At 61.6% G+C, this 26,122-nt stretch carries 22 protein-coding genes; 15 read left to right on the forward strand and 7 right to left on the reverse strand.

The features are described from left to right. Positions 1–74 precede the first annotated feature (74 nt). From ssp4 to LUU92_RS02865, 5 genes are all read left to right on the forward strand, one after another. Entirely contained in the window at positions 75–995 is a 921-nt protein-coding gene (gene ssp4, locus LUU92_RS02845; RefSeq protein ID WP_257103129.1) for an Ssp4 family T6SS effector, read from the forward strand. Next, positions 992–1,441: a hypothetical protein gene (locus tag LUU92_RS02850; RefSeq protein ID WP_071491663.1), complete on the forward strand. Its 450-nt coding sequence runs from the start codon at positions 992–994 to the stop codon at positions 1,439–1,441. Before ssp4 ends, LUU92_RS02850 begins: the two co-directional genes overlap by 4 nt. Positions 1,442–1,628: 187 nt before the next feature. Next, entirely contained in the window at positions 1,629–4,919 is a 3,291-nt protein-coding gene (locus LUU92_RS02855) for a transglutaminase family protein (protein ID WP_257103130.1), read from the forward strand. Positions 4,920–5,015: 96 nt separating this feature from the next. Further along, complete coding sequence (locus LUU92_RS02860; RefSeq protein WP_222540869.1) at positions 5,016–7,502, forward strand: circularly permuted type 2 ATP-grasp protein; 2,487 nt, start codon at positions 5,016–5,018, stop codon at positions 7,500–7,502. Beyond that, positions 7,502–8,392: a transglutaminase family protein gene (locus LUU92_RS02865; RefSeq protein WP_257103131.1), complete on the forward strand. Its 891-nt coding sequence runs from the start codon at positions 7,502–7,504 to the stop codon at positions 8,390–8,392. Before LUU92_RS02860 ends, LUU92_RS02865 begins: the two co-directional genes overlap by 1 nt. Before the next feature lie 46 nt (positions 8,393–8,438). Here the strand turns inward: LUU92_RS02865 and LUU92_RS02870 are convergent, their stop codons facing one another. Then, positions 8,439–8,621, reverse strand: coding sequence for a hypothetical protein (locus tag LUU92_RS02870; RefSeq protein WP_071491659.1), 183 nt, complete (start codon positions 8,619–8,621; stop codon positions 8,439–8,441). 332 nt (positions 8,622–8,953) lie between these two features. Here LUU92_RS02870 and azu point away from each other — a divergent pair, with 332 nt between their 5' ends. After that, complete coding sequence (azu, locus tag LUU92_RS02875; protein WP_071491658.1) at positions 8,954–9,400, forward strand: azurin; 447 nt, start codon at positions 8,954–8,956, stop codon at positions 9,398–9,400. A gap of 99 nt (positions 9,401–9,499) precedes the next feature. On the opposite strand, the gene nadE is transcribed toward azu, so the two are convergent. The 3 genes from nadE to LUU92_RS02890 form a co-directional block, all read right to left on the reverse strand. Beyond that, a complete protein-coding gene (gene nadE / locus LUU92_RS02880; protein WP_071491657.1) occupies positions 9,500–10,327 on the reverse strand; it encodes an NAD(+) synthase in 828 nt (275 codons plus the stop codon). Between the two features lie 3 nt (positions 10,328–10,330). After that, complete coding sequence (gene pncB / locus LUU92_RS02885; RefSeq protein ID WP_065900159.1) at positions 10,331–11,545, reverse strand: nicotinate phosphoribosyltransferase; 1,215 nt, start codon at positions 11,543–11,545, stop codon at positions 10,331–10,333. Positions 11,546–11,705: 160 nt separating this feature from the next. Then, entirely contained in the window at positions 11,706–12,596 is an 891-nt protein-coding gene (locus tag LUU92_RS02890) for a LysR family transcriptional regulator (protein WP_071491656.1), read from the reverse strand. Between the two features lie 153 nt (positions 12,597–12,749). Here LUU92_RS02890 and amaB point away from each other — a divergent pair, with 153 nt between their 5' ends. From amaB to LUU92_RS02935, 9 genes are all read left to right on the forward strand, one after another. Further along, the gene (gene amaB / locus LUU92_RS02895; RefSeq protein ID WP_058423442.1) at positions 12,750–14,240 is read left to right on the forward strand and encodes an L-piperidine-6-carboxylate dehydrogenase; all 1,491 of its coding nucleotides are present in this window, start codon (positions 12,750–12,752) and stop codon (positions 14,238–14,240) included. A 95-nt stretch (positions 14,241–14,335) separates the two neighbouring features. Continuing rightward, positions 14,336–15,619 (forward strand): L-pipecolate oxidase, encoded by a 1,284-nt coding sequence (amaA, locus tag LUU92_RS02900; protein ID WP_257103132.1) that lies wholly within the window; start codon positions 14,336–14,338, stop codon positions 15,617–15,619. Between the two features lie 374 nt (positions 15,620–15,993). Further along, entirely contained in the window at positions 15,994–17,130 is a 1,137-nt protein-coding gene (locus tag LUU92_RS02905; RefSeq protein ID WP_025999776.1) for a branched-chain amino acid ABC transporter substrate-binding protein, read from the forward strand. A 139-nt stretch (positions 17,131–17,269) separates the two neighbouring features. Continuing rightward, positions 17,270–18,184 carry an ABC transporter permease subunit gene (locus tag LUU92_RS02910; RefSeq protein ID WP_058423439.1) on the forward strand — a complete coding sequence of 305 codons (915 nt, stop codon included), beginning with the start codon at positions 17,270–17,272 and terminating at the stop codon, positions 18,182–18,184. 2 nt (positions 18,185–18,186) lie between these two features. After that, positions 18,187–19,464 (forward strand): high-affinity branched-chain amino acid ABC transporter permease LivM, encoded by a 1,278-nt coding sequence (gene livM, locus LUU92_RS02915; RefSeq protein ID WP_071491653.1) that lies wholly within the window; start codon positions 18,187–18,189, stop codon positions 19,462–19,464. Then, positions 19,461–20,336, forward strand: a complete 876-nt coding sequence (locus LUU92_RS02920) for an ABC transporter ATP-binding protein (protein ID WP_071491652.1) — start codon at positions 19,461–19,463, stop codon at positions 20,334–20,336. The genes livM and LUU92_RS02920 overlap by 4 nt, the downstream gene beginning before the upstream one ends. Beyond that, on the forward strand, positions 20,333–21,049 hold the full coding sequence (locus LUU92_RS02925) for an ABC transporter ATP-binding protein (RefSeq protein WP_071491651.1): 717 nt from the start codon (positions 20,333–20,335) through the stop codon (positions 21,047–21,049). Before LUU92_RS02920 ends, LUU92_RS02925 begins: the two co-directional genes overlap by 4 nt. Positions 21,050–21,789: 740 nt before the next feature. Next, a complete protein-coding gene (locus tag LUU92_RS02930; RefSeq protein WP_058423435.1) occupies positions 21,790–22,554 on the forward strand; it encodes an SDR family oxidoreductase in 765 nt (254 codons plus the stop codon). Positions 22,555–22,766: 212 nt separating this feature from the next. Beyond that, positions 22,767–23,672, forward strand: coding sequence for a cation diffusion facilitator family transporter (locus tag LUU92_RS02935; protein ID WP_071491650.1), 906 nt, complete (start codon positions 22,767–22,769; stop codon positions 23,670–23,672). Here the strand turns inward: LUU92_RS02935 and LUU92_RS02940 are convergent. The 3 genes from LUU92_RS02940 to ureG all read right to left on the reverse strand — a co-directional run bounded on the left by LUU92_RS02940 (position 23,644) and on the right by ureG (position 26,118). Continuing rightward, positions 23,644–24,762 carry an AGE family epimerase/isomerase gene (locus LUU92_RS02940; RefSeq protein ID WP_257103133.1) on the reverse strand — a complete coding sequence of 373 codons (1,119 nt, stop codon included), beginning with the start codon at positions 24,760–24,762 and terminating at the stop codon, positions 23,644–23,646. The two genes, LUU92_RS02935 and LUU92_RS02940, sit on opposite strands and share 29 nt — an antisense overlap. Positions 24,763–24,908: 146 nt before the next feature. Further along, on the reverse strand, positions 24,909–25,481 hold the full coding sequence (locus LUU92_RS02945) for a HupE/UreJ family protein (RefSeq protein ID WP_071491648.1): 573 nt from the start codon (positions 25,479–25,481) through the stop codon (positions 24,909–24,911). 22 nt (positions 25,482–25,503) lie between these two features. Beyond that, a complete protein-coding gene (gene ureG / locus LUU92_RS02950) occupies positions 25,504–26,118 on the reverse strand; it encodes an urease accessory protein UreG (RefSeq protein ID WP_071491647.1) in 615 nt (204 codons plus the stop codon). Between the last annotated feature and the right edge of the window lie 4 nt (positions 26,119–26,122).

Raw genomic sequence — 26,122 nt, forward strand, 5'->3', positions numbered from 1 at the left:
CATTCCAAATGTGGGAGTGGGCTTGCCCGCGATGGGGCCCGCCTGGTCACCATCATTCTCAAGGAAGAACACTTATGGCTAACCCCCTGGCCTCCATCGGCATGGACTCCAACCGCTCGCAGTTCATGGCGCGCCAGCGCATCGAAAGCCAGATCAACCTTCCGCGCCTGTTTGCGGCCATCGACGCCGATCCAGGTATCGTTGGCGCAGGCGTCGTATACATCGACGCCGACTTCAACGTCATTACCCTGCGCGAATTCAAGCCCATCTGCAGCATCAAGCCCAAGCGCATCATTTTGCGTGAAGCGCAGAAGTACATTGCGCCAACACAGTTTGCTCAACATGTCGTGAGCAATCCTCGAGAGTCGCGACTGATTGGCGAAGCCGTGAATACCGGAATCTCCTGCTTGGGGGCGGTCATCAGTTGGGCTGCGATCGCCAGTGGAACCATTCTGGTGCCTTTCAGCGCTGGCGCCAGTTCCGTCATCGTTGTAGTGGGGTATGCGGCTGCCGGCGCGAGTACGCTTCAGTGCTTTAACGGCATTGCTCGAACAGCGCTTGAGGTCGCCAAACCGGAGGTAAACGATTGGCTCGACAGTGAGGGCTGGTACCAGAATGCATCCGTTGTGCTGGACGCCGTTTCACTGGCTGGCGTAGGCGGTTCGGCCCTGACGACGGTCAAGCTGGTCAGGGCTGCCAAAGCATCGACGGGCAAGAGCCTGCGTGATGTGCTTCGCGGTTTGAATCGCCAGGAAAGAGCCAAGCTGACGAAAGAGCTGCTGAGCATCAACCATCCCAGCTTGACCGCCAAGATGCTCAAATTGCGGCAGGCGTCGGGCGAACTCACCAAGCGCTTCACCCCTACGCAGCTCAAGCACAGCACCACGACCCAGATCAAAGACGTCCTCGGCGCAACCATAGGATTTGGCGGGAGTGCGTACTCCGGAAACGTCAATACCATCGCGATTGGGTTGTACGAGGAAATAAACGAATGAACGAGTTAATGACGCTACGCGACTTTTTCAGGCAATACTTTCTGACGTTTATGGGCGGCGTATTTGCTGCGTGTTTTTCTTTGGCGTTGGCTGTGGCGCTGGCGTTCATCACCTATTTTCGTGATGCGCCCATTGCTCAAGTGGGGCTCAAGATCATGTCTGCCGGGGCGCTGCTCATTCTGTTGACGGTCCATAGCAACTTTATGATTTTGCGGGGGCGCCCCTCCTGGGTGTGGGTGATGGTCGGCATCTACGTCGCCTGTCTGCTGTTTGTAGTTCCGATGATTCAATTCCAGCCTCACAAAATTCTTTATGGGTTGGCGCTGTTATTCCCATTGCTCGGATTATTGACACTTAACAGCAAGGTTCAACGAGAGATGCGCCAGAAGCTGCTTGAAATACGCCATCTGCGCCAAGCCGTGATCGCCAAGCGCAAAACCGGCTGATTGGGTAGATTCCCCACCCACCTTCACACCTGCGCCACAAATATGTGCGTCACTTGCACCAGAGCATCGCCGTTGGCGCCGTTTTGGTGCTGTACTGCACCGGGTCCCACGATAAAGCGCAATGACCGCCGCTCTGGCATAAGTCTTGCGCGCTTTGTGTCCATGCCCTGGCTCGCAGGAGGCCGCCGTGTCGATTCATGTCGCGTTGCACCACGTTACGCATTACCGCTACGACCGTGCTGTCGAACTCGGCCCGCAGATTGTACGGTTGCGTCCGGCCGCCCATAGCCGCACGCGGATTCTGTCCTACGCGCTGAAAGTGCTGCCCGAGCAGCATTTCATCAATTGGCAGCAAGACCCCCAGGGCAATTACCTGGCGCGGTTGGTGTTCCCGGAAAAGACCGATGAGCTGCGCATCGAGGTCGATCTGGTTGCCGAGATGGCGGTGTTCAACCCGTTCGACTTTTTCCTTGAACCCTACGCCGAAAAAATCCCCTTTAGCTATGCCGCCGATGAACAACGCGAGCTGGCGCCGTACCTGGAAACCCTGCCGCTGACGCCGAAGTTCGCCGCGTACCTTGCGGGCATCGACCGTACGCCGTTGCCGGCCGTGGATTTCCTGGTGGGCCTCAACCAGCGCCTGGCGGCCGACATCGGCTACCTGATCCGCATGGAACCGGGCGTGCAGACACCGGAATTCACCCTGGAAAACGCCTCCGGCTCCTGCCGTGATTCGGCCTGGCTGCTGGTGCAATTGCTGCGCAACCTGGGCTTGGCGGCGCGGTTTGTGTCTGGCTATCTGATCCAGTTGACCGCCGATGTCAAAGCCCTCGACGGCCCGTCCGGCACCGAAGTGGACTTCACCGACCTGCACGCCTGGTGCGAAGTGTATTTGCCCGGCGCCGGTTGGATCGGCCTGGATGCCACCTCCGGGCTGTTCGCCGGTGAAGGGCATATCCCGTTGGCCTGTAGTCCCGATCCCTCGTCTGCCGCGCCGATCAGTGGGCTGGTGGAACCCTGCGAGTGTGAATTCACCCACGAAATGTCTGTAGAGAGGATTTGGGAGGCCCCACGGGTCACCAAGCCCTACACCGAGGAACAGTGGCTGGCGATCCAGGCACTGGGACGGCAGATCGATGGCGACCTGCTCAAGGACGATGTCCGCCTGACCATGGGCGGCGAGCCGACCTTTGCCTTCATCGACGATCCCGACGGCGCCGAATGGAACACCGCCGCCCTCGGCCCGGACAAACGCCGCCTGTCCGCCGAGCTGTTCCAGCGCATGCGCAAGCACTACGCGCCCAAAGGGCTGGTGCACTTCGGCCAGGGCAAGTGGTACCCCGGCGAGCAACTGCCGCGCTGGTCGCTCAACTGCTACTGGCGCCGTGACGGCGTGCCGATCTGGCACAACAGCGCGTTGATCGCCGATGAGCGAGAGGATTACGGTGCGGACGGCGTGATGGCCGGGCGTTTCCTGGCCAGCGTCGCCGAGCGCCTTAAGCTGCCGGCACGCTTTGTGTTCCCGGCCTTCGAAGACAATTTCTACTACCTGTGGCGCGAAGGTGCGCTGCCGCAGAACGTCACTGCCCAGGACCCGCGCCTGGGCGATGAGCTGGAGCGCGAACGCCTGCGCAAGGTGTTTGCCCAGGGCTTGGATAAAATCATCGGGCAAGTACTGCCGCTGGCGCGTACGCCTGCCAATGATCGTTGGCAGAGTGGCCGCTGGTACCTGCGCGATAACCACTGCCGTTTGGTGCCGGGAGATTCTCCCCTGGGCTATCGCCTGCCGTTGGCTTCGCAGCCGTGGGTGACGGCGGCCGAGTATCCGTTTGTGCACCCGACGGACCCTAACCAGGATCAGCCCGAGCTGCCGTCCACCGCCCAACTGCAAAGCCATGGCGAACCTGCGCTGAGTGATGAGCGCGTGCCCAAGGTGGACGAGTCCGCCGACTGGCTGACCCGCACCGCACTGTGCGCCGAAGCGCGGGAAGGGCGGCTCTATCTGTTCATGCCGCCGCTGGAGCGCGTCGAGGACTATCTGGAACTGGTGGCGGCCATCGAAGCCACCGCTGAAGAACTGCACTGCCCGGTCTTGCTCGAAGGCTACGAGCCACCGGCCGATTCGCGCCTGAGCAACTTTCGCGTCACGCCGGACCCGGGTGTGATCGAGGTCAACGTGCAGCCGTCCGCCTCCTGGGACGAGTTGGTGGAGCGCACCGAGTTCCTCTACGAAGAGGCGCGGCAAACCCGCCTGACCACCGAGAAATTCATGATCGACGGGCGCCACACCGGCACCGGTGGCGGTAACCATTTCGTGCTCGGTGGCGCCACGCCCAAGGATTCGCCGTTCCTGCGTCGCCCCGATCTGCTGCGCAGCTTGATCAGCTACTGGCACAACCATCCTTCGTTGTCCTACCTGTTTTCCGGCCTGTTCATCGGCCCGACCTCCCAGGCGCCTCGGGTGGACGAGGCGCGCAACGATGCGCTGTATGAGCTGGAAATCGCCTTCGCGCAAATGCCTGCTCCCGGCGAAGAATGCCCGCCCTGGCTGGTCGACCGCCTGCTGCGCAACCTGCTGATCGACGTGACCGGCAACACTCACCGCGCCGAATTCTGCATCGACAAACTCTACTCACCGGATGGCGCTACCGGCCGCCTGGGCCTGCTGGAACTGCGTGCATTCGAGATGCCGCCCCATGCACGCATGAGCCTGACCCAACAACTGCTGCTGCGTGCCTTGGTCGCGCGCTTCTGGCGCGAGCCCTATGCACCGTCGAAGCTGGCGCGCTGGGGCACCGAGTTGCACGACCGCTTCCTGTTGCCGCACTTTATCGAGCAGGATTTTGCCGATGTGATCGTCGAGCTCAACGCAGCCGGCTACCCGCTGCGCGCCGAGTGGTTTGCCGCGCACCTGGAGTTCCGTTTTCCCAAGGTGGGCGACTACGCCGTCAGCGGTATCGAGCTGGAACTGCGCCAGGCCCTGGAGCCCTGGCATGTACTGGGCGAAGAGGGCGCGGTGGGCGGTACGGTGCGCTATGTGGATTCGTCGCTGGAGCGCCTGCAAGTCAAGTTGACCGGGCTGCCACCGCAACGCTACCTGCTGACCTGCAACGGCATCCCGGTGCCGCTGCAGGCGACCGGGCGCGTCGGTGAGTTTGTCGCCGGCGTGCGTTATCGCGCCTGGCAACCGGCCAACTGCCTGCAACCGACCATCCCGGTGCATGCGCCCTTGGTGTTCGATCTGCTGGATACCTGGATGCAGCGCTCGTTGGGCGGCTGCCAGTACCACGTTGCCCATCCGGGTGGACGCAATTACGACAGCTTGCCGGTAAATGCCAATGAGGCGGAGAGCCGGCGGATGGCGCGGTTTTTCCGGCTTGGGCATAGCCCCGGCAAGCTTCCCGTACCGACGGTAACCGTCAACGATGAATTACCGATGACCCTGGATATGCGGCGTTTCCCCAATAAAAATGACTGAACACTGTTTAAGTGTGGGAGAGGGCAAGCCCGCTCCCACAGTGGATTGCAGTGAATTTGAGTTAATCTGAGCCCCCTTGTCCCTGCCGAGCGTTCCATGTCCGACTTGCTCGACCGTTACCCGCTGACCGCGGGCACTTATCACGAACTGCTGGACGACAGCGGCGCAGTGCGTGCCCATTGGCAGCGCCTGCTCGACCACCTGCAACGCAGCACGCCTGCGCAATTGGCCCAGCGCCAGGCGCTGCTGACCCGGCAGATCCAGGAAAACGGCGTGACCTACAATGTCTACGCCGACCCCAAGGGCGCCGACCGCCCCTGGGAATTGGACCTGCTGCCCCATGTGCTGGCCGCCGATGAATGGCAGCACCTGTGTGCCGGTATCGCCCAGCGTGCACGCTTGCTCAATGCCGTGCTTGCCGACCTGTATGGTCCGCAACGCTTGATCAAGCAAGGCTTGCTGCCGGCCGAGCTGGTGTTCGGGCATAACAACTTCCTGTGGCCGTGCCAGGGTATCCAGCCGCCGGACGGTGCCTTTTTGCACCTGTACGCCGTGGACCTTGCGCGCACGCCGGATGGCCGCTGGTGGGTCACCGCCGACCGGACCCAGGCGCCGTCTGGCGCCGGTTACGCGTTGGAAAACCGCACCATCGTGTCCCGCGCCTTTCCGGATCTTTACCGCGACTTGCAGGTGCAGCACCTCACCGGTTTCTTTCGCACTTTGCAGGAAACCCTGGCCCGCCAGGCGCCCGGCGATGACCAGCCGCCGTTGATCGTGCTGCTCACGCCGGGCCGGTTCAACGAAAGCTACTTCGAGCACCTTTACCTCGCCCGCCAGCTCGGCTACCCGCTGGTGGAAGGCGGCGATCTCACCGTGCGTGACAGCACGGTGTTCCTGAAAACCCTCAGCGGCCTGCGCCGGGTGCACGCGATCATGCGTCGCTTGGATGATGACTTCTGCGACCCGCTGGAACTGCGCACCGACTCCGCCCTCGGCGTACCCGGCCTGCTTGATGCGGTGCGCCAAGGCAACGTGCTGGTGGCCAATGCCTTGGGCAGCGGTGTGCTGGAGTCCCCAGGTTTGCTGGGTTTCCTGCCGAAGATCAACGAATTCCTGTTTGGCGAAGAACTGATCCTGCCGTCCATCGCCACCTGGTGGTGCGGTGAAGCGCCGGTACTGGCCGAGGCTCTGGAAAAACTGCCGGAGCTGCTGATCAAGCCTGCGTTTCCGTCGCAGAGTTTCACCCCGGTATTTGGCCGTGACCTGAATGAAGAACAGCGCGAAGCCCTGGCCGAGCGCATGCGTGCGCGGCCCTACGCGTACGTCGCCCAGGAGTTGGCGCAGCTGTCCCAGGCGCCGGTATGGCACACCGAGGATGATCATTTGCAACACCGCGCCATCGGCATGCGCGTGTACGCCGTGGCCAGCGATGACGGTTATCGCGTGTTGCCCGGCGGTCTGACACGGGTCGCCGCTGAAGCCGATGCCGAAGTGGTGTCGATGCAACGCGGCGGCGCCAGCAAGGACACCTGGGTGCTCGGTGAGCGCGCATCCGGTGGTGAACATTGGCGCGCGCAACGCGCAATCGGCGCCCATGACCTGGTACGCCGCGACCCTTATCTGCCGTCCCGCGTAGTGGAAAACCTGTTCTGGTTCGGCCGTTACTGCGAACGCTGTGACGACAGTGCGCGCTGGCTGCGCATCGTGCTGGCGCGTTATGTGGACGGCGACGATCCACTGGCCTTGCAGGCCGCCGTCGAGCTGGGCGAAAACCTGCGCCTGTTGCCGGAAGAGGGCGAGTTACCGGAGCGCTTGCAGGCCGCACTATTGGGCGATGACTGGCCATCGAGCCTGCGCGCCAACCTGCAACGCTTGCAGTGGGCGGCGTCCCAGGTGCGCGGCAAGCTGTCCCGGGAGAACTGGCAGGCCCTGGTGGAGCTGCAACGCGAAGCCCTGGAGCTGGAAAGCGAGACCCCGGATTTTGGCGAATTGCTGGACTTTCTCAACCGCCTGGTGATGTCCCTGGCGGCGCTGTCCGGGTTCGCCCTGGACGACATGACCCGCGACGAAGGCTGGCGCTTTTTGATGATGGGCCGGCGCATCGAGCGCCTGCAATTCCTGAGCAGCAGCCTGGCGGCATTCCTGCGCGGCGTGGCGGTGTTCGATCAGGCTGGCTTGGAGTGGTTGTTGGAATTGGGCAACAGCAGCATCACCTATCGCTCGCGCTACCTGGCGGTGCCGCAGTTGATCCCGGTGCTCGATCTGTTGCTGCTGGATGAACAGAACCCCCATGCGGTGCTGTTCCAGCTCAAACTGGTGAGCCGCACCCTGCGCCGTCTCAACGATGACTTTGGCGTGCCGCGTGAAACCGGCCTCGGCCCGTTGGTGGAGCGCCTGGCGCGCTTCGACCTGGGCTGCCTGGAGAACCCATTGTTCGGCGAGTCCAGCGTGCGTGCCGCACTGGACGGCCTGGCCGACCTGCTGCAAGCAGTGGCCGATGAGAGTGGGCAAGTGTCGGATCGTCTGGCCTTGCGCCATTTTGCCCATGTGGATGATGTCAGCCAGCAAACGGTGTCGGTGTGATGAGTGCGCGCTACCAGATTTTCCACGATACCCATTACCACTACGACAGCCCGGTGTCCCTGGCCCAGCAGCTGGCGCACCTGTGGCCACGGCCGTGCGCCTGGCAGCGTTGCAGCTCGCAGCAACTGGATATCAGCCCGCAGCCGTCGTCGCGCCGCGATGAGCTGGACGTGTTCGGCAACCCTATCACCCGCCTGGCGTTCGAGAGGCCCCATGACGAACTGCTGGTGAATGCCGGGCTGACCGTGGAAGTGCTGGCGCGGCCGGTGCTGGATTTCCAGCAATCGCCGGCCTGGGACCAGACCCGCGACCGCCTGACCTACAGCAGCCAGCCGATGTCCGGTGAGCTGATCGAAGCCTGCCGCTATCGTTTCGAATCGCCCTACGTGCACTTGAAGAAAACCTTCGTCGAGTTCTCCGAAAGCTGTTTCCCGCCTGGCAAGCCGTTGCTGCTGGGCGTGCGGGCATTGATGGAGAAGATCTTCAGCGAATTCACCTTCGATGCCGAAGCCACCCAGGTGGCCACTCCACTCGTGGAAGTGCTGGAGCGCCGTCGCGGCGTGTGCCAGGACTTCGCCCACCTGATGCTCGCCTGCCTGCGCTCCCGAGGCCTGGCGGCGCGTTACGTCAGTGGCTATCTGCTCACCCAGCCACCGCCCGGCCAGCCACGGCTGATCGGCGCCGATGCGTCCCATGCGTGGGTCTCGGTGTATTGCCCGGTTTCAGGCTGGGTGGATTTTGATCCGACGAACAATGTGCAGCCGGCACTGGAGCACATCACCCTGGCCTGGGGCCGGGACTTTTCCGATGTGTCGCCGTTGCGGGGGGTGATTCTGGGGGGAGGGAGCCATGACCCGGAGGTGCGGGTGACGGTGATGCCGCTGGAATGATGGTTGATTGTGCCGAGCCGGAACAGCCGGCTCAGCACAAAGAAAATTATTCAGCCGGATCTTTTGGTGTTTCGCTCTCGTCGCTCGTTACTTCAGCATCGGCGTCCGGGTTCAGTGCGCCAGCTTCTTCGTCTGCAGCGGCTTTCTTGCGTTGCAGTTTTTCCTCTTTCTTCTGTTCCTTGGCCAAGTCTCTCTGACGTTTGGCGAAGGAGTAATTAGGTTTGGCCATGGGCGATCCTCTAAGGTCGAAGGTGAGGGTGGCGGCGCGCAGCTGCCTTGGGACGACATGGTAGCAGCTTCAAGGTGCGCTTGGCCTTCACTTACCGCAGGCGTAGGCGGCCAGCAGGCCGTTGAACAGTTGATTGAGGTGCATGGCTCGGACTCCAGTGGGTGATGGGCCGATCATAATCAGCGTGCGGCACTTTGGCTGGTTGATTGTGTCGATAAGTCTGATAGCCTAAAGTTGTATACAATCTGTTGATTCAGGTCATAAGAATTTCTGCCTGCTTCAGGCACCCTTGTCGCATTACGCGTTTTTTAAACCCTGCCTTGGAGATTCACATGTTTGCCAAACTCGTTGCTGTTTCCCTGCTGACTCTGGCAAGTGGCCAGTTGCTTGCTGCAGAGTGCAAGGTCACTGTCGACTCCACCGACCAAATGTCCTTCAACACCAAAGCCATCGAAATCGATAAGAGCTGCAAGACATTCACCGTCGAGCTGACGCACTCCGGCAACCTGCCGAAAAACGTCATGGGCCACAACTGGGTGCTGACCAGCGCCGCCGACATGCAGCCGGTTGCCACTGACGGCATGGCCGCCGGTATCGACAAGAACTACCTGAAAGACGGCGACACGCGCATCATCGCCCACACCAAGATCATCGGTGCTGGCGAGAAAGACTCGGTGACCTTCGATGTGTCGAAGCTGGCCGCCGGGACTGACTACGCGTTCTTCTGCTCGTTCCCAGGCCACATCTCGATGATGAAAGGCACTGTGACCGTCAAGTAACACCGCATCATCGTTCATCGGGGGCAAGCCCCCTCCCACATTTGGATGTGTTCACAAATCAAAGTGTGGGAGGGGGCTTGCCCCCGATGGCGTCCTACCTCACGGCGCAAACGGCATGACCCGCTTGTGCTCCGTCTTGCGATACGTCTCGCAGATAATCCTGAACGCTTCCTCACGCACCGGCTCGCCGTGCAGGAACGCATCGATCTCCGCGTAGGTCACGCCATGTGACGCTTCGTCTGGCTTGCCCGGCGACAGGTCTTCCAGGTCCGCAGTCGGTACTTTTTCCACCAACGACTCCGGCGCCCCGAAGTACCGCGCAATCGCACGCACCTGGTTCTTCACCAGCCCGCTCAACGGTGCCAAATCGCAGGCCCCATCACCGAACTTGGTGAAAAAGCCCATCACCGCTTCCGCCGCATGGTCGGTGCCGATCACCAAGCCACCGGTCGCGCCCGCGATGGTGTACTGCGCCACCATGCGCATGCGCGCCTTGGTGTTGCCCAGCACGAAATCACGGGACACCGCCGCCTTGCCTTCGAACGCCGCCACTTCATTGGCCAGGGCTTTGACCGCCGGGCCGATGTTCACAGTGTGGCGCTCGTCCGGCTCGATAAAGTCCACCGAGGCCGTGGCGTCGATTTCGTCGAACTGGGTTTCGTAGGGCAGGCGCACCGCGATAAAGCGGTAGGCCTCATCACCGGTATTTTCACGCAGCTCTTTCACCGCGCGTTGGGCCAACAGGCCGGCGGTCAGGGAGTCGACACCACCGCTGATGCCCAGCACCAGCGCCTTGAGCCCGGCATTGCGCAGGCAATCCTGGATAAACCCCACGCGACGGGCAACCTCGGCCTCAAGTGCGGCCTGGTCGTTGAACGGCGCTTGGACCTTGAGCTGCTGCGCAATCTCACGCTGTACGGCTTGCATGATTCACTCCTTGCTGGATAGGGCAGGTACTTTGAAAACGTGACGCAAATAGGCGACGAAATTCGGGTCGGTGCAGTGGGTCTTGCCCGCTTCATCGGAGATCTTCGCGACGGGCTGGCCATTGCAGGCGGTCATTTTAAGCACGATGCTCATCGGCTCGACACCCGGGATGTCGCAGGTCAGGTTGGTGCCGATGCCAAAGCTCACATTGATCCGACCACGCAGTGCGCGGAATATTTCCAGGGCCTTGGGCAGCGACAGACTGTCGGAGAACACCAGGGTCTTGCTCATCGGCTCGATGCCGAGCTTGTGGTAGTGGGCGATGGCTTTTTCCGCCCACTGCACCGGGTCGCCGGAGTCGTGGCGCAGGCCGTCGAACAGCTTGGCGAAGTACAAGTCGAAGTCGCCGAGGAACGCGTCGGTGGTGATGCAGTCGGTCAGGGCGATGCCCAGCAGGCCACGGTATTCGCGGACCCAGCAGTCCAGCGCGGCGATCTGGCTGTCGATCAGGCGTGGGCCGAGTTGCTGGTGGGCCATGATCCATTCGTGGGCCATGGTGCCCAGCGGCTTCATGTCGAATTCGCGGGCCAGATGCACGTTGCTGGTGCCGACAAAGCGCCCGGGGAAGTCATGCTTGAGCACACTGACCACTTCTTCCTGCACCCGGTACGAGAAGCGCCGGCGCGTGCCGAAGTCGGCCACCTGCAGCTCGGACAGCTCGTCGCTGCTGGCGTTGGCGGTCAGCCAGTCGAACTTGCGGTACAACTGCTCGCGGGCCTGTTCGAGGATCACCGTCTGGTAGCGGTAGCGGTTACGCACTTCGCTGACGATGGCCAGCATCGGCACTTCAAACAGAATCACATGCAGCCACGGCCCGCGCAGACGGATGAACAGCTCACCGTTCTCGATGCCGGTCTGCACGTAGCGCAGGTTGAAGCGGAACAGCCCGAGAAAGCGCAAAAAATCCGGCTTCATGAAGCTGATGCGCTCCAGGAAACCCAGTTGGTCGGGGCTCAGGCTCAGCTCGGCAAGACGTTCGATCTGGTAGCGGATCTCGGCCAGGTACGGGCGCAGGTCTTCGCTGTTACGGCAACGGAACTCCCATTCAACTTCCACGTTGGGGTAGTTGTGCAGCACCGCCTGCATCATGGTCAGCTTGTAGAAGTCGGTGTCGAGCAAGTTCTGCACGATGCGATCGGCAAACACACTCTCGCTCATAACGGGAATCTCCAGACGGGACGGCGATGGGCGCCGACCTTTACGCACAATTAAGGAAGGGGGCTAGTGGCGCATAGACCTGTGGGGTTTTGCCAGTGATTTTTTCAGTGGGACCACTGACCTCATCGGGGGCTTGCCCCCGATGGCGGTATTCCAGGCACTAAATGACCTGTTCCATCATCCACTTCACAAAATCACGCACCTTGGGCACCTCCGCTGAATGCTCCGGGTAGGCCAGGTAATACGCGTCCTGGCTCGGCATCGCATGCTGCCAGGGGATCACCAGCTTGCCGTCGGCCAGTTCCTCTTCCACCAGGAAGCGCGGCAGCAAGGCCACGCCGCAGCCCACCTGCGCCGCCCGAATGCACATATAGAAGGTGTCAAAGCGCGGCCCATGGTAGCTGTGTTCGGTCTGGTAACCCTGGCTGGCGAACCAGTCATGCCAGCCCTGGGGCCGCGAGGCGTTTTGCAGCAGGACCAGGCCGCTCAGTTGCGTGGGGTCACTCAAAGGCTGCGCCGGCAGGCTTTCCGGCGCACACACCGGTACCAGCTCTTCGCTGAACAATTTCAGGCTCTCGGTACCGGGGCGTGAGCCCTGGCCGAAGTAGAAGGCCATGTCGGCCTTGCCTTGCAGCAGTTCGTCCGGCTCCTGCTCGTTGCACAGGTCCAGGTGGATCTGCGGGTGACGCAGGCGCCAGCCCTTGAGGCGCGGCACCAGCCAGCGCGCGCCGAAGGTGTAGGGCGTGGACACGCGCAATACTTCGGTCTCGCCGCCGTAGGACCGCAGGTAGTGGGTGGACATCTCCACCTGGGTGAGGATCTTGCGCACTTCCACCAGGTACAGGTCGCCTGCCGGAGTCATCTGCAAACGGCGGCGCACCCGGCGAAACAGCAGGTGTTGCAACAGTTCTTCCAACTGCGCCACCTGTTTGCTCACGGCGCTCTGGGTGAGGTTCAGCTCCTCGGCGGCGCGGGTAAAGCTCAGGTGGCGGGTGGCGGCTTCGAAGCACTGCAGGGCAGTGATCGAGGGCAAATGTCTTTTGTTCAGCACGGCACGCCTCTTTTTATTCTTTGCATGAATAAACGGAATGATATCTCGCCTAATCGTCGTTTGTTGGCAAGTCTTGGGCCAGCTACAAATAAGGCCTGGGTCGCCGTGTGTGTGACGGTGCGAATTTTCTGTTTGAAATTGAAGGAGTGACTCATGGTTGCCGCATTGCTTGATCGTCTCGGGGTAAACCCGGCGTTGTACCAGTCGGGTAAACAACCTGTGCATTCGCCGATTGATGGCAGCCGTATCGGCAGTGTGCACTGGGAGGGCGCCGCCGAGGTGGAGCAGCAGGTCAGTCGCGCCGAGCATGCATTCGAGGCCTGGCGCAAAGTGCCGGCACCGCGCCGTGGCGAATTGGTGCGCCAGTTCGGTGATGTGTTGCGCGAATACAAGGCCGACCTGGGCGAGCTGGTGTCCTGGGAAGCCGGCAAGATCACCCAGGAAGGCCTGGGCGAAGTGCAGGAAATGATCGACATTTGCGACTTCGCCGTCGGCCTGTCGCGCCAGTTGTACGGCTTGACCATCGCCTCCGAGCGTCCGGGCCACCACATGCGTGAAACCTGGCACCCGCTGGGTGTGGTCGGCGTGATCAGTGCCTTCAACTTCCCGGTGGCGGTGTGGGCGTGGAACACCGCCCTGGCGCTGGTGTGCGGCAACGCGGTGATCTGGAAACCCTCGGAAAAGACCCCGCTCACCGCCCTGGCCTGCCAGGCACTGTTCGAGCGCGTGCTGAAAAAATTCGATGGTGCCCCGCAGTACCTGAGCCAAGTAATCATCGGTGGCCGTGACGCCGGTGCCGCGCTGGTGGACGACCCGCGTGTCGCCCTGATCAGCGCCACCGGCAGCACGCGCATGGGCCGCGAAGTGGCACCGAAAGTCGCCGCGCGCTTCGCCCGCAGCATCCTGGAACTTGGCGGCAACAACGCGATGATCCTCGGCCCAAGCGCCGACCTGGACATGGCCGTGCGCGCCATCCTGTTCAGCGCCGTTGGTACCGCCGGTCAGCGTTGCACCACACTGCGCCGCCTGATCGCCCATGAATCGGTCAAGGAAGAAATCGTCACTCGCCTCAAGGCGGCCTATTCCAAGGTGCGCATCGGCCACCCGCTGGAAGGCAACCTGATCGGCCCGCTGATCGACAAGCACGGCTTCGACGCTATGCAGGACGCGCTGGAGCAGGCCCTGAGCGAAGGCGGCAAGGTGTTTGGCGGCAAGCGCCAGTTGGAAGACAAGTTCCCGAATGCCTACTACGTGTCTCCGGCGATTGTGGAAATGCCCGAGCAAAGCGATGTGGTGTGCACCGAGACCTTCGCGCCGATTCTCTACGTGGTCGGCTACACCGACTTCGCCGAGGCCCTGCGTCTGAACAACGCCGTGCCGCAAGGCTTGTCGTCGTGCATCTTCACCACTGACGTGCGTGAAGCCGAGCAGTTCATGTCGGCGGTGGGCAGCGACTGCGGCATCGCCAACGTCAACATCGGCCCGAGCGGCGCGGAAATCGGCGGCGCGTTCGGTGGCGAGAAAGAGACCGGCGGCGGGCGCGAGTCGGGGTCGGACGCGTGGCGCGGGTACATGCGTCGCCAGACCAATACCGTGAACTACTCGCTGGAGTTGCCGCTGGCACAGGGCATCACGTTTGACTGATCCTGCTGGCCGGAATGGGATCAACATGTGGGAGGGGGCAAGCCCCCTCCCACATTGACCGAGCTGTTTGTTAGGTTTCATCACGGAGTCTGGCAATGCCATTACGCGAAACATGTTTGTGGGAACACCTCACCCCCAGCCGGCCGGATCGCGCTGGGCTCAACGGCGAGGTCAAGGTGGATGTGTGCGTGATCGGTGCCGGCATTACCGGTCTGTCGGCGGCCATTCATTTGCTGGAACAGGGTAAAAGCGTGGCCGTGCTGGAGGCGCATCGCACTGGTCATGGCGGTTCGGGGCGCAACGTGGGGCTGGTCAACGCCGGGATGTGGATCCCGCCGGACGAGATCGAAGCCGGTTTCGGCGAGGCGGTGGGCAGCCAGCTCAACCGCATGCTGGGCGCGGCCCCCTCGCTGGTGTTCAGCCTGATCGACAAATACAACATCGATTGCCAATTGCGCCGTGAAGGCACCTTGCACATGGCGCACAACGCCCGTGGCGAGGCGGATCTGCGCAGTCGTGAAGAACAATGGAAGCGTCGTGGCGCACCGGTGGAACTGCTCACCGGCCAGGCCTGCGAGCAGGCTACCGGTACCAAAAAGATTGCCGCCGCCTTGCTGGACCGGCGTGCCGGCACCCTGAACCCGATGGCTTACACCAGCGGCCTCGCCAATGCTGCCGCCGGGCTGGGCGGGCAGTTGTTCGATCATTCACCGGTTACTCAACTTGAGCGCCAAGGTGCGCACTGGTCGGTGCAGACCGCCCAGGGCTCAGTGCAGGCTGCACAGGTGGTCATCGCCTCCAACGCCTATACAGAAGGCGAATGGACCGAGCTGCGGCGCAACTTTTTCCCCGGTTACTACTACCAGGTCGCGTCGGCCCCGCTGACAGACGAAGCCGCCCAGCAGATTTTGCCCGGCGGCCAAGGCTCCTGGGATACGCGCCAGGTGCTGAGCAGCATCCGCCGCGATGCTGACGGTCGCTTGCTACTCGGCAGCCTGGGCAACGGCAACCAGAAACCTACCTGGTTCCTCAAGGCGTGGGCTGATCGGGTGCAGCAGCATTACTTCCCGTACCTCAAATCGGTGCAGTGGGAGTACACCTGGACCGGCTGCATCGCCTTCACCCCGGACCACTTGATGCGCCTGTTCGAGCCCGCTCCGGGCCTTGTGGCCGTAACGGGCTATAACGGTCGTGGCGTGACCACCGGCAGCGTGGTCGGCAAGGCGTTTGCCGACTACTTGTGTCACCAGAATCCCCAGGCTTTACCGATTCCCTTCGCGCCCATGCAACCGCTGTCCGGGGTAGGGCTGCGTAGCTGTCTGTATGAAGCAGGATTTTCGCTGTATCACGCCGGCCAATGCCTCAGGATCGTGATCTGATCAGCGAAATACCGCTCAAAAGCCTGCATTTTCTTAGCAGGCTACTAATCTGTATTGGTGCAAGTCGTAGCAATCACGCACTGTAAATGTGCAGTTCCGTTACGCAGGTTGTTACAGCTGTAGGAACTGTCGTTTATAGCTCTGGTTGCAGGTGCGACCCGTCGAGGTTGTACTTTTTCGGCCTGTCGGTTGCACCTCTGGGCGCTAGAGGGTTGCACGTCCTGGCGAACGGAGCCGAAACGCCTGCAATAACAATGACACCGTGTCTTTTTGAAGAATAAAAACCTAATGGCACGCGCTTTGCTCTGGGCTTTCAGTGAAAAGTTTGAACGCAAGTTGTCGTGCCAAAAATCAAAAATATCGGAGCACCACTCATGTCCCAGACGTTTTACAAGAAAGGTTTTCTGGCCCTCGCCGTTGCAGCGGCGCTGGGTGTTTCTACGTTTGTTCAAGCTGATGTGAAGATTGGCGTAGCGGGCCCGATGACGGGTGCCAACGCGGCTTTTGGTGAGCAGTACATGAAGGGTGCCCAGGCGGCAGCCGATGTGATCAACAAGGCCGGTGGCATCAACGGCGAGAAAATCGTGCTGGTGGCTGGCGACGACGCTTGCGAACCCAAGCAAGCCGTGGCCGTGGCCAACCGTCTGGCGGACCAGGACAAAGTGATCGGCGTGGTCGGCCACTTCTGTTCCTCCAATACCATCCCGGCGTCCGAGGTGTACGACGAAGCGGGCATCATCGCAATCACCCCTGGCTCCACCAACCCACAGGTGACTGAACGCGGCCTGGGCGCCATGTTCCGTATGTGCGGGCGTGACGACCAGCAAGGCATCGTGGCCGGCGACTACATCGTTGATGTGCTCAAGGGCAAGAAGGTCGCGGTCATCAACGACAAGGACACCTACGGCAAAGGCCTGGCCGACGCCACCGCTGCCCAGTTGACCAAGCGCGGCGTCAAGCCGGTGCTGGAAGAAGGCCTGACCCGTGGCGAGAAAGACTTCAGCGCCCTGGTCACCAAGATCCGCTCCACCGGTGCCGACGTCGTGTACTTCGGCGGCCTGCACCCGGAAGCCGGCCCACTGGTTCGCCAGATCCGTGAAGCGGGTCTGAAAGACGTGAAGTTCATGTCCGATGACGGCGTGGTCACCGACGAACTGGTTGCTACCGCGGGCGGTAAGCAATATGTCGACGGCGTGTACATGACCTTCGGCGCCGACCCGCGCCTGCTGCCGGACAGCAAGGCCGTAGTGGAAGAGTTCCGCAAAAACGGCACCGAGCCCGAAGGCTACACCCTGTACGCCTACGCGTCGGTCCAGGCCCTGGCCGCCGGCTTCAACGGCGCCAAGTCCAACAAGGGCGAAGACGCCGCCAAGTGGCTCAAGGCTCACCCGGTGAAAACCGTCATGGGCGAAAAAGCCTGGGACTCCAAGGGCGACCTGAAAATCTCCGACTACGTGGTTTACCAGTGGGATAAAGACGGCAAATACCACCAGCTGGAAAAACAGAAGTAATCCAGAACACCACAGCTCCAATGTGGGAGGGGGCTTGCCCCCTCCCACAGGAGATCGTGTTGTTATCAATATCTGTCTTTTCCTCCAGAAGCGCCGCGCACCTCCCGGTGTGCAGGTGCTCACCGCGTGAGATTGCGTTATGGATGGTATTTTCCTGCAGCAACTGGTCAACGGCCTGACCCTCGGGTCGGTCTATGGCCTGATCGCCATCGGCTACACAATGGTCTATGGCATCATTGGCATGATCAACTTCGCCCACGGCGAGGTTTATATGATTTCCGCTTACCTCGCGGCGATCAGTCTGGCACTGCTGGCTTACTTCGGCATCGAATCCTTCCCGCTGCTCATTCTCGGCACCTTGATCTTCACCGTGGTCGTCACTGGCGTGTACGGTTGGGTCATCGAGCGTGTCGCCTACAAACCGCTGCGCAACTCCACCCGACTGGCACCGCTGATCAGCGCCATCGGCATCTCCCTGATCCTGCAGAACTATGCGCAGATCGCTCAGGGCGCCAAGCAACAAGGCATTCCCACCCTGCTGGCAGGCGCCTGGCGCGTCGATTTCGGCACAGGGTTCGTCCAGCTCACCTACACCAAGGTCTTCATCCTCGTGGCGGCGTTCGCCGGCATGGCGTTGCTCACCTACGTGATCAAGTACACCAAGCTCGGCCGCATGTGCCGCGCCACCCAGCAAGACCGCAAGATGGCGTCGATCCTCGGCATCAACACCGACCGGGTGATCTCCTACGTGTTCGTCATCGGCGCCGCCATGGCGGCATTGGCCGGCGTGCTCATCACCCTCAACTACGGCACCTTCGACTTCTATGCCGGCTTCATCATCGGCATCAAGGCGTTCACCGCGGCGGTACTCGGCGGCATCGGCTCCCTGCCTGGGGCGATGCTGGGCGGGATCATCCTCGGTATCTCCGAGTCGCTGTTCTCGGGGTTGATCAACTCTGACTACAAAGACGTGTTCAGTTTCTCCCTGCTGGTGGTGATTCTGATTTTCCGTCCCCAGGGCCTGCTTGGTCGCCCACTCGTGGCGAAGGTGTAAACATGTCTGCTGCCAAATCAATCGATATCAAGAAAAGTGTGGTCGATACGATCCTTGCCGGGCTGATTTCGCTGATCGTGTTCGGTCCGATCGTCGGCGTCGTACTCGACGGCTACAGCTTCAACCTGGAACCGGCCCGCGTGGGCCTGCTGGTGGCCATCGTGATGGTCGGCCGCTTTGCCATGAGCCTGTTCCTGCAAACCCCCAAGGGCCTGAAGATCCTGCAGGGCTTCGAGAGCAGTGGTTCCGGGGTGCACGTGCTGCCACCGGACTACAAGTCGCGGCTGCGCTGGATCATCCCGGTGCTGATCGTGATCGCCATCGTGTTCCCGATCTTCGCCAACAAGTACCTGTTGACCGTGGTGATCCTCGGGCTGATCTACGTATTGCTGGGCCTCGGCCTCAATATCGTGGTGGGCCTGGCCGGCCTGCTCGACCTGGGTTACGTGGCGTTCTACGCCATCGGCGCCTATGGCCTGGCATTGGGTTATCAATACCTCGGCCTGGGCTTCTGGACCGTGCTGCCATTGGCGGCCATCGCCGCGGCGCTGGCGGGGTGCATACTCGGGTTCCCGGTGTTGCGAATGCACGGTGACTATTTGGCCATCGTGACCCTGGGCTTCGGTGAAATCATCCGGTTGGTGCTCAATAACTGGCTGTCGTTTACCGGCGGCCCGAATGGCATGCCGGTGCCTTCGCCGACCTTCCTCGGCCTCGAGTTCGGCAAGCGCGCGAAGGATGGCGGGGTTCCCTTCCATGAGTTCTTTGGCATCGACTACAACCCCAACATCAAATTCCTGTTCATCTACATCGTGCTGTTCCTGGTGGTGCTGGCCGTGCTGTACATCAAGCACCGCCTGACCCGCATGCCGGTCGGCCGCGCCTGGGAAGCCCTGCGCGAAGATGAAATCGCCTGCCGTTCCATGGGCCTGAACCATGTGCTGGTCAAGCTCTCGGCATTCACTATCGGTGCATCGACGGCAGGTTTGGCCGGGGTGTTCTTTGCCAGCTATCAGGGCTTCGTCAACCCGTCGTCTTTCACCTTCTTCGAATCGGCGCTGATCCTGGCCATCGTGGTGTTGGGCGGCATGGGGTCGACGGTGGGCGTGGTGATCGCGGCCTTTGTATTGACCGTTGCACCTGAGTTGCTGCGCAGCTTCTCCGAATACCGCGTGCTGCTGTTTGGCGTGTTGATGGTGGTGATGATGATCTGGCGACCGCGAGGCCTGATCCGCATCAGCCGTACCGGTGTGACACCACGCAAGGGGGTAGCGCCATGAGCAAGGAAGTTGTGCTCTGCGTGGAACATTTGATGATGCACTTCGGTGGCATCAAGGCCTTGAGCGATGTGAGCCTCAAGGTCGAACGCAACTCGATCTTCGCCCTGATCGGGCCCAACGGCGCCGGCAAGACCACGGTGTTCAACTGCCTCACCGGTTTCTACAAGGCCAGCGGCGGCAAGATCGAACTGAACATACGTGGCAAGCAGACCAATGTGATCCAGTTGCTCGGCGAGCGGTTTCAGCCGACCGACTTCGTGTCACCGAAAAGCTTCCTCAGTCGCCTGTACTACAAGATGTTCGGCGGAACGCATCTGGTGAACCGTGCGGGTCTGGCGCGGACGTTCCAGAACATCCGCCTGTTCAAGGAAATGTCGGTACTGGAAAACCTGCTGGTGGCCCAGCACATGTGGGTCAACCGCAATATGCTGGCAGGTATCCTCAACACCAAGGGCTACCGCAAGGCTGAAAGCGACGCCCTTGACCACGCCTTCTATTGGCTGGAAGTGGTGGACCTGGTGGACTGCGCCAACCGCCTGGCCGGTGAACTCTCCTACGGCCAGCAGCGCCGCCTGGAAATCGCCCGCGCCATGTGCACCCGGCCGCAGATTATCTGCCTGGACGAACCCGCTGCGGGCCTCAACCCCCAGGAAACCGAAGCCCTCAGCGCGATGATTCGCCTGTTGCGCGACGAACACGACCTCACGGTGGTGCTGATCGAACACGACATGGGCATGGTGATGAGTATTTCCGACCACATCGTGGTACTGGACCACGGCAACGTGATCGCCGAGGGCGGGCCGGACGCGATCCGCAACGACCCGAAAGTGATTGCCGCCTACCTGGGCGCTGACGAAGAGGAGCTGGTATGAGTGCACCTATCCTCGAAATGAAGGACCTGGACGTGTATTACGGCCCGATCCAGGCCCTGAAGAAAGTCTCGCTGCACATCAACGAAGGCGAAACCGTCAGCCTGATCGGCTCCAACGGCGCGGGCAAGTCCACGCTGCTGATGTCGATCTTCGGCCAGCCACGGGCCGAGTCGGGACAGATCCTCTACAACGGCGTCGACATTACCCACAAGTCGTCCCACTACATCGCCTCCAACGGCATTGCGCAGTCGCCGGAAGGGCGGCGGGTGTTTCCCGACATGACCGTCGAGGAAAACCTGCTGATGGGCACCATCCCGATTGGCGACAAGTATGCCTTTGATGACATGCAGCGCATGTTCGAGCTGTTCCCACGGCTCAAGGAACGGCGTACCCAGCGTGCCATGACCATGTCCGGTGGCGAGCAGCAGATGCTCGCCATTGCCCGGGCACTGATGAGCCGTCCGAAGTTGTTGCTGCTGGACGAGCCGAGCCTGGGCCTGGCGCCGATCGTAGTAAAGCAGATCTTCTCGACCCTGCGCGAGCTGGCGGCCACCGGGATGACCATCTTCCTGGTGGAGCAGAACGCCAACCATGCACTGCGCTTGTCGGACCGGGCGTATGTGATGGTCAACGGCGAGATACGCCTGACCGGCACTGGCAAGGAATTGCTGGTGAACGAGGAAGTGCGCAACGCCTACCTCGGCGGTCACTGATCCAACGGATAACGCAGGCCCCTTGTGGGAGGGGGCAAGCCCCTCCCACATCAAGCCGACCCACATTTGTTTTTGTGGTATGAACAGGGTTGCAGCCAAATTGTGGAAAACAAATCCAGCCCCCCTCCAAAGCGCGACATATAGCCGCCGCAAATCTCTGTTTTGTCACAGTTTTGACTTGTCCCCATCCGCTGTGGAACCGGCTGTGGGTAACGTGGGAGTAGCTGGCTGAAAGCCAACAAACACGCGGCTTGTAGCGCGGTGATTGTTTTTTGATCAGCGGGTTTTTAGGGACCGCCCGAGCCCGTTGTCAACCTGTTTAAAGACACAGGTATATGACTGGAATATGTCCCGGCAGCCTGTGGATAAGTCTGTGACTAAACTCTGGAAAGACCGCCGCAGAGGCCGGAATGACTGGCCTGGAGCCATCGTTCTGGTTTGCCGTTCGTGAAAGGGCCTACATACGCACCGGCCAAGGTCAAGCAAAAAACTTTCTAAAACCGCCTGCAACCCTTGTGTATAGAGGCCTGAGGCATTTTGCACTTGCCCCCAAAGACTGTGGGCGCAGTTGTGGATAACCTGCGCGCATATGGCTGTAAGCCACGGCCTGTAAGGCTTTGCGTTGAGTGGTCAAAAAGTGATCAGGCATGTGTCAACTTGTGTGCCCAGTAGTTGCCGCCATCGCGGCGTACGGGCATTCTGCTGGCTGTTTTTTTCCCGATGCCCGCAAGGAGAACACCATGTCCGACACGCTGTTTATTACTGGCGCAACCTCAGGTTTCGGCGAAGCCTGTGCTCGTCGTTTTGCCGAAGCCGGCTGGAAACTGGTGCTCACCGGCCGTCGCGCCGACCGCCTGAATGCGTTGGTCGAAGAGCTTTCCAAGCAGACCGAAGTGCATGGCCTGGTCGTGGACGTGCGTGACCGCAAGGGCATGGAAGACGCCATCGCCAACCTGCCGCCGTCGTTTGCCACGCTGCGCGGGCTGATCAACAACGCTGGCCTGGCCGTGGGCACCGACCCTGCGCCCAAGTGCAATCTCGACGATTGGGAAACCATGGTCGACACCAACATCAAGGGCCTGCTCACCACCACCAGCCTGCTGCTGCCGCGCCTGATCGCCCATGGCCGTGGTGCCGGCATCATCAACCTCGGCTCCATCGCCGGCAGCTACCCGTACCCGGGCAGCCATGTGTACGGCGGCTCCAAGGCGTTCGTGAAGCAGTTCTCGCTGAACCTGCGTTGCGACCTTCAAGGTACCGGCGTGCGCGTGACCAACATCGAGCCGGGCCTGTGTGAGAGCGAGTTCTCGCTGGTGCGCTTTGGCGGCGACCAGGCGCGGTATGACGCGACCTACGCGGGCGCCGAGCCGATCCAGCCGCAGGACATTGCTGACACGATTTTCTGGGTGATGAACACACCGGCGCATGTGAACATCAACCGCCTGGAGCTGATGCCGGTGAGCCAGACCTGGGCGGGGTTTGCGATTGAGCGTGGGGCCAAGTAAGGCTTAAAAACGAGTCGCTGCCATCGGGGGCAAGCCCCCTCCCACACTTGACCGAGTTTCAGCATGTGAATGCGGTCGAAGGTGGGAGGGGCGGTGCGACGATTCGACTTGCCCCCGATAGCGTCAGATCGGCCAAAACAGGCCATAAGGTACACTCACCTCCTGAAAACCCCTCCGCACTCTGCGGATTCAAGGTTTTGACGGGAGGAAATGTGAGTAACCGAGGTGAGCAGGCACTGCTCAAACAATCGACCATCCTGATGTTCGCTGTAGCGATCGCCGGGATTGTCACGGGTGTGGTATCCGGCGCCCAGTCCATTCTGTTCGACGGCTTTTTCTCGCTGATCGCCACCGCCATCAAGGTGTTGATGCTGATCACGGCCAAGCTGATCGCCAAGAAAAGCAACGAGCGTTTCCAGTTCGGCTATTGGCACCTGGAGCCCATGGTGCTGCTGATCGAAGGCAGCTTCCTGTTGCTGATCGCCATCTACGCGTTCCTCAACGGTGTGTTCGGCATTATCAATGGCGGGCGTGAGATCGAGCTGGGGCTGGTGATCATCTATGCGGCGGTGTTTACCGTCGTCGAGTTCGCCTATTTTTTCTACGTGCGCTACCGCAATCGAACGCTGAAATCATCGCTGATCCAGTTCGACAACATCAGTTGGCTGGTGGACGCGATGCTCTCGGTGGGCCTGCTGATCAGCTTTCTGGCGGCCCTGTTGCTCAAGTCCCAGGGCTATGGCGAGTGGGCGGTGTATGTCGACCCGTTGATCCTGATCCTGCTGGCCCTGAGCATGCTGGCGCCGGCGTTCAAGATTTTGCGCCCGGCGTTGCGCGAGGTGCTGGGGATTGCGCCGGACCACCTGGACGACAAGGTGCGCGAGGTCATGGACGCGGCCCGGGCCAAACATGGCTTCGATGACTACGTGTCCTACGTGCAAAAGCATGGGCGCGCACGGTTTATCGAGATTCATGTGGTGTTGCCGGCGGATTACCCGGTGGATAACGTCGCGACCCTGGATGGGCTGCGCGAAGAGATATCCACAGGGCTTGGCACGCCGGATGCGGCGCGCTGGCTGACGATCAGCTTTACCGGAGATCGCAAGTGGATTGCATAAGGCCCTGGTAACAGGTCGCCAGGTGGTACGGCGTGGTCGACGGCATATCCCGTCGGCTCACCGCGCCCTGGGCATCCAGGCATTCATGCCAGCCTTTTGCATGCAGGAAGTGTTGTTGCAGCGCCAGCAACTGGCGCTGCAACCGCGCTTCGCTGTCCGGTCGCAAGGTCAGTGCCCGCAGGTACTCGGCCTGGGCCCAGATGCGTTGGGTGCCGTCGCGCACCGTGCCATCCAACGCCAACATGCCACTGACGGCGCCGCTCGCGTTATCCACACCCTTTTCTTCGGCGTAGGCAAACGCCCGTGTCAGGGAGGCGTGCAACGGCGTACCGCGCAGTAACTCAGACGACTCCAGCAAGAAAAACCATTCGAACTGGTGCCCCGGCTCAAACCAGTTATCCACAGCACCCAGCGGTTTTTCCATCATTACGCCGTGCTCGCGGTCGATGAAGCGCTGCTGCAGGGCGTTGGCCAGGTCCAGCAGCGCGTCTTGGGTGATGGCGTCTTCGCGCACGGCCAGCGTGGCGAGGAAGCCTTCGGCGAGGTGCATCAGCGGGTTTTGCAGGGGGCCGGACTTGAGGGACGACCAATTGCGCTCCAGCACCGCTTCGTACAGGCCGTCGCCTGTGGAAAACCGTTCGGCGACCACGGCCAGGGCGGCATTGAGCACCGATTCCACCAGCGGCTCGCGCACCTTGGCCCAGTAATGGGCGCAGGCGAAGATGATGAAGGCGTGGGTGTACAGGTCTTTGCGCTTGTCCAGCGGCCGGCCGGCGGGGTCGATGCTGTAGAACCAGCCGCCGTGTTCGGCGTCGTGGAAGTGCCGTTGCAGCGAGCGGAACAACGCCGCCGCACGTTCTTCGGCAAAGGCCGCGCCGGGCTCGCCTATCAGGCTGGCGAACAGGTACAACTGCCGGGCGCAGGCCATGGCGCGGTAGCGTTGCGCGGGTAATGGCCGGTGGTCGGCGTCCAGTGCCTCATACGGCAATGCCAGTTCGGCATTCCAGCCCGGGCCTTGCCAGAGCGGCACGATCAGGCTGTGGAAGTGCGTGAGCACGGTGTTCAAGGAGGGTTGGAAAGCGCTGGGCATTGGCTGGCGTCGTCACGGCAGGGGTGTAGGCGCGCATGGTAGCAGGCTTGGGTTCTGTGGTGTCTGGTCTAGCGCTATCGGGGCAGGCCCCCTCCCCAAAGGTGGGAGGGGGCTTGCCCCTATGAGGCCGTCAAATACGCCGCAAATCAGCCTGCCAACAGCCAGACCCCGGTCGCCGCCGAAGCCGCCCCTGCAACCCGTACCAGCGGCGCCGCCGCAGCCGGCAGCAAGCGCACCACCGCGTAACCGGCAGCATGCAGCACCGCCGTTGCACCGACAAAACCAGCCGCATACGCCCAAGGGCTGGACATGTCCGGCAGCTCCAAGCCATGGGCCACGCCATGGAACAGCGCGAACAACGCCGTCGCGCCGACCGCCACGAACAGCGGCGGACGCACCGCCAGCGCGACCGCCAGACCCAGGGCCAGCACCGACGCGGCAATCCCGCTTTCCAGCGCCGGCAACTCCAGCCCTTCAAAACCCAGCACGCCGCCAATCAGCATGGTGCCCACGAAAGTGCACGGCAGTGCCCAGCGCGCGGCGCCTTTTTGTTGGGCGGCCCACAAGCCGACGGCGACCATGGCCAATAAGTGATCGATGCCGCTCAGGGGATGGCTGATGCCGGCCACCAGGCCGTTGTCGCCGTGGCCCGGGTGGGCGAAGGCCAGGGCAGGGGCCAGCAGCAGGGCGGCGGCGGTCAGCAGTTTCTTGAGGTTCATGGACAGGTTCCTTATGGGTTGATCAGGCGGCGGTCAGCAGGCCTTGGCGTTCGATGAAGGCGACGATGTCATCCAGGCCGACGCCGGTTTTCTGGTTGCTGAACACAAAGGGTTTACCGTTGCGCATGCGGGTGGTGTCGCTGTTCATCAGCTCCAGCGAGGCACCGACCAGTGGGGCCAGGTCGATCTTGTTGATCACCAGCAGGTCGGACTTGCAGATGCCCGGCCCACCCTTGCGTGGCAGCTTGTCGCCGGCGGACACGTCGATCACGTAGATGGTCAGGTCCGACAGTTCCGGGCTGAACGTAGCCGACAGGTTGTCGCCGCCGGATTCCACCAGGATCAGGTCCAGGCCGGGGAAGCGGCGATTGAGCTGGTCCACGGCTTCCAGGTTGATCGAGGCGTCTTCGCGGATCGCCGTATGCGGGCAGCCGCCGGTTTCCACGCCGATGATGCGTTCCGGCGCCAGGGCCTGGTTGCGCACCAGGAAGTCGGCGTCTTCGCGGGTGTAGATGTCGTTGGTGACCACCGCCAGGTTGTAGCGATCGCGCAGCGCCAGGCACAGGGCCAGGGTCAGGGCGGTCTTGCCGGAGCCCACCGGGCCGCCGATGCCGACGCGTAGAGGTTGTGCGTTCATGTGT

The organism is Pseudomonas extremorientalis (genome assembly GCF_024584605.1).
Classification (GTDB): domain Bacteria; phylum Pseudomonadota; class Gammaproteobacteria; order Pseudomonadales; family Pseudomonadaceae; genus Aquipseudomonas; species Aquipseudomonas extremorientalis.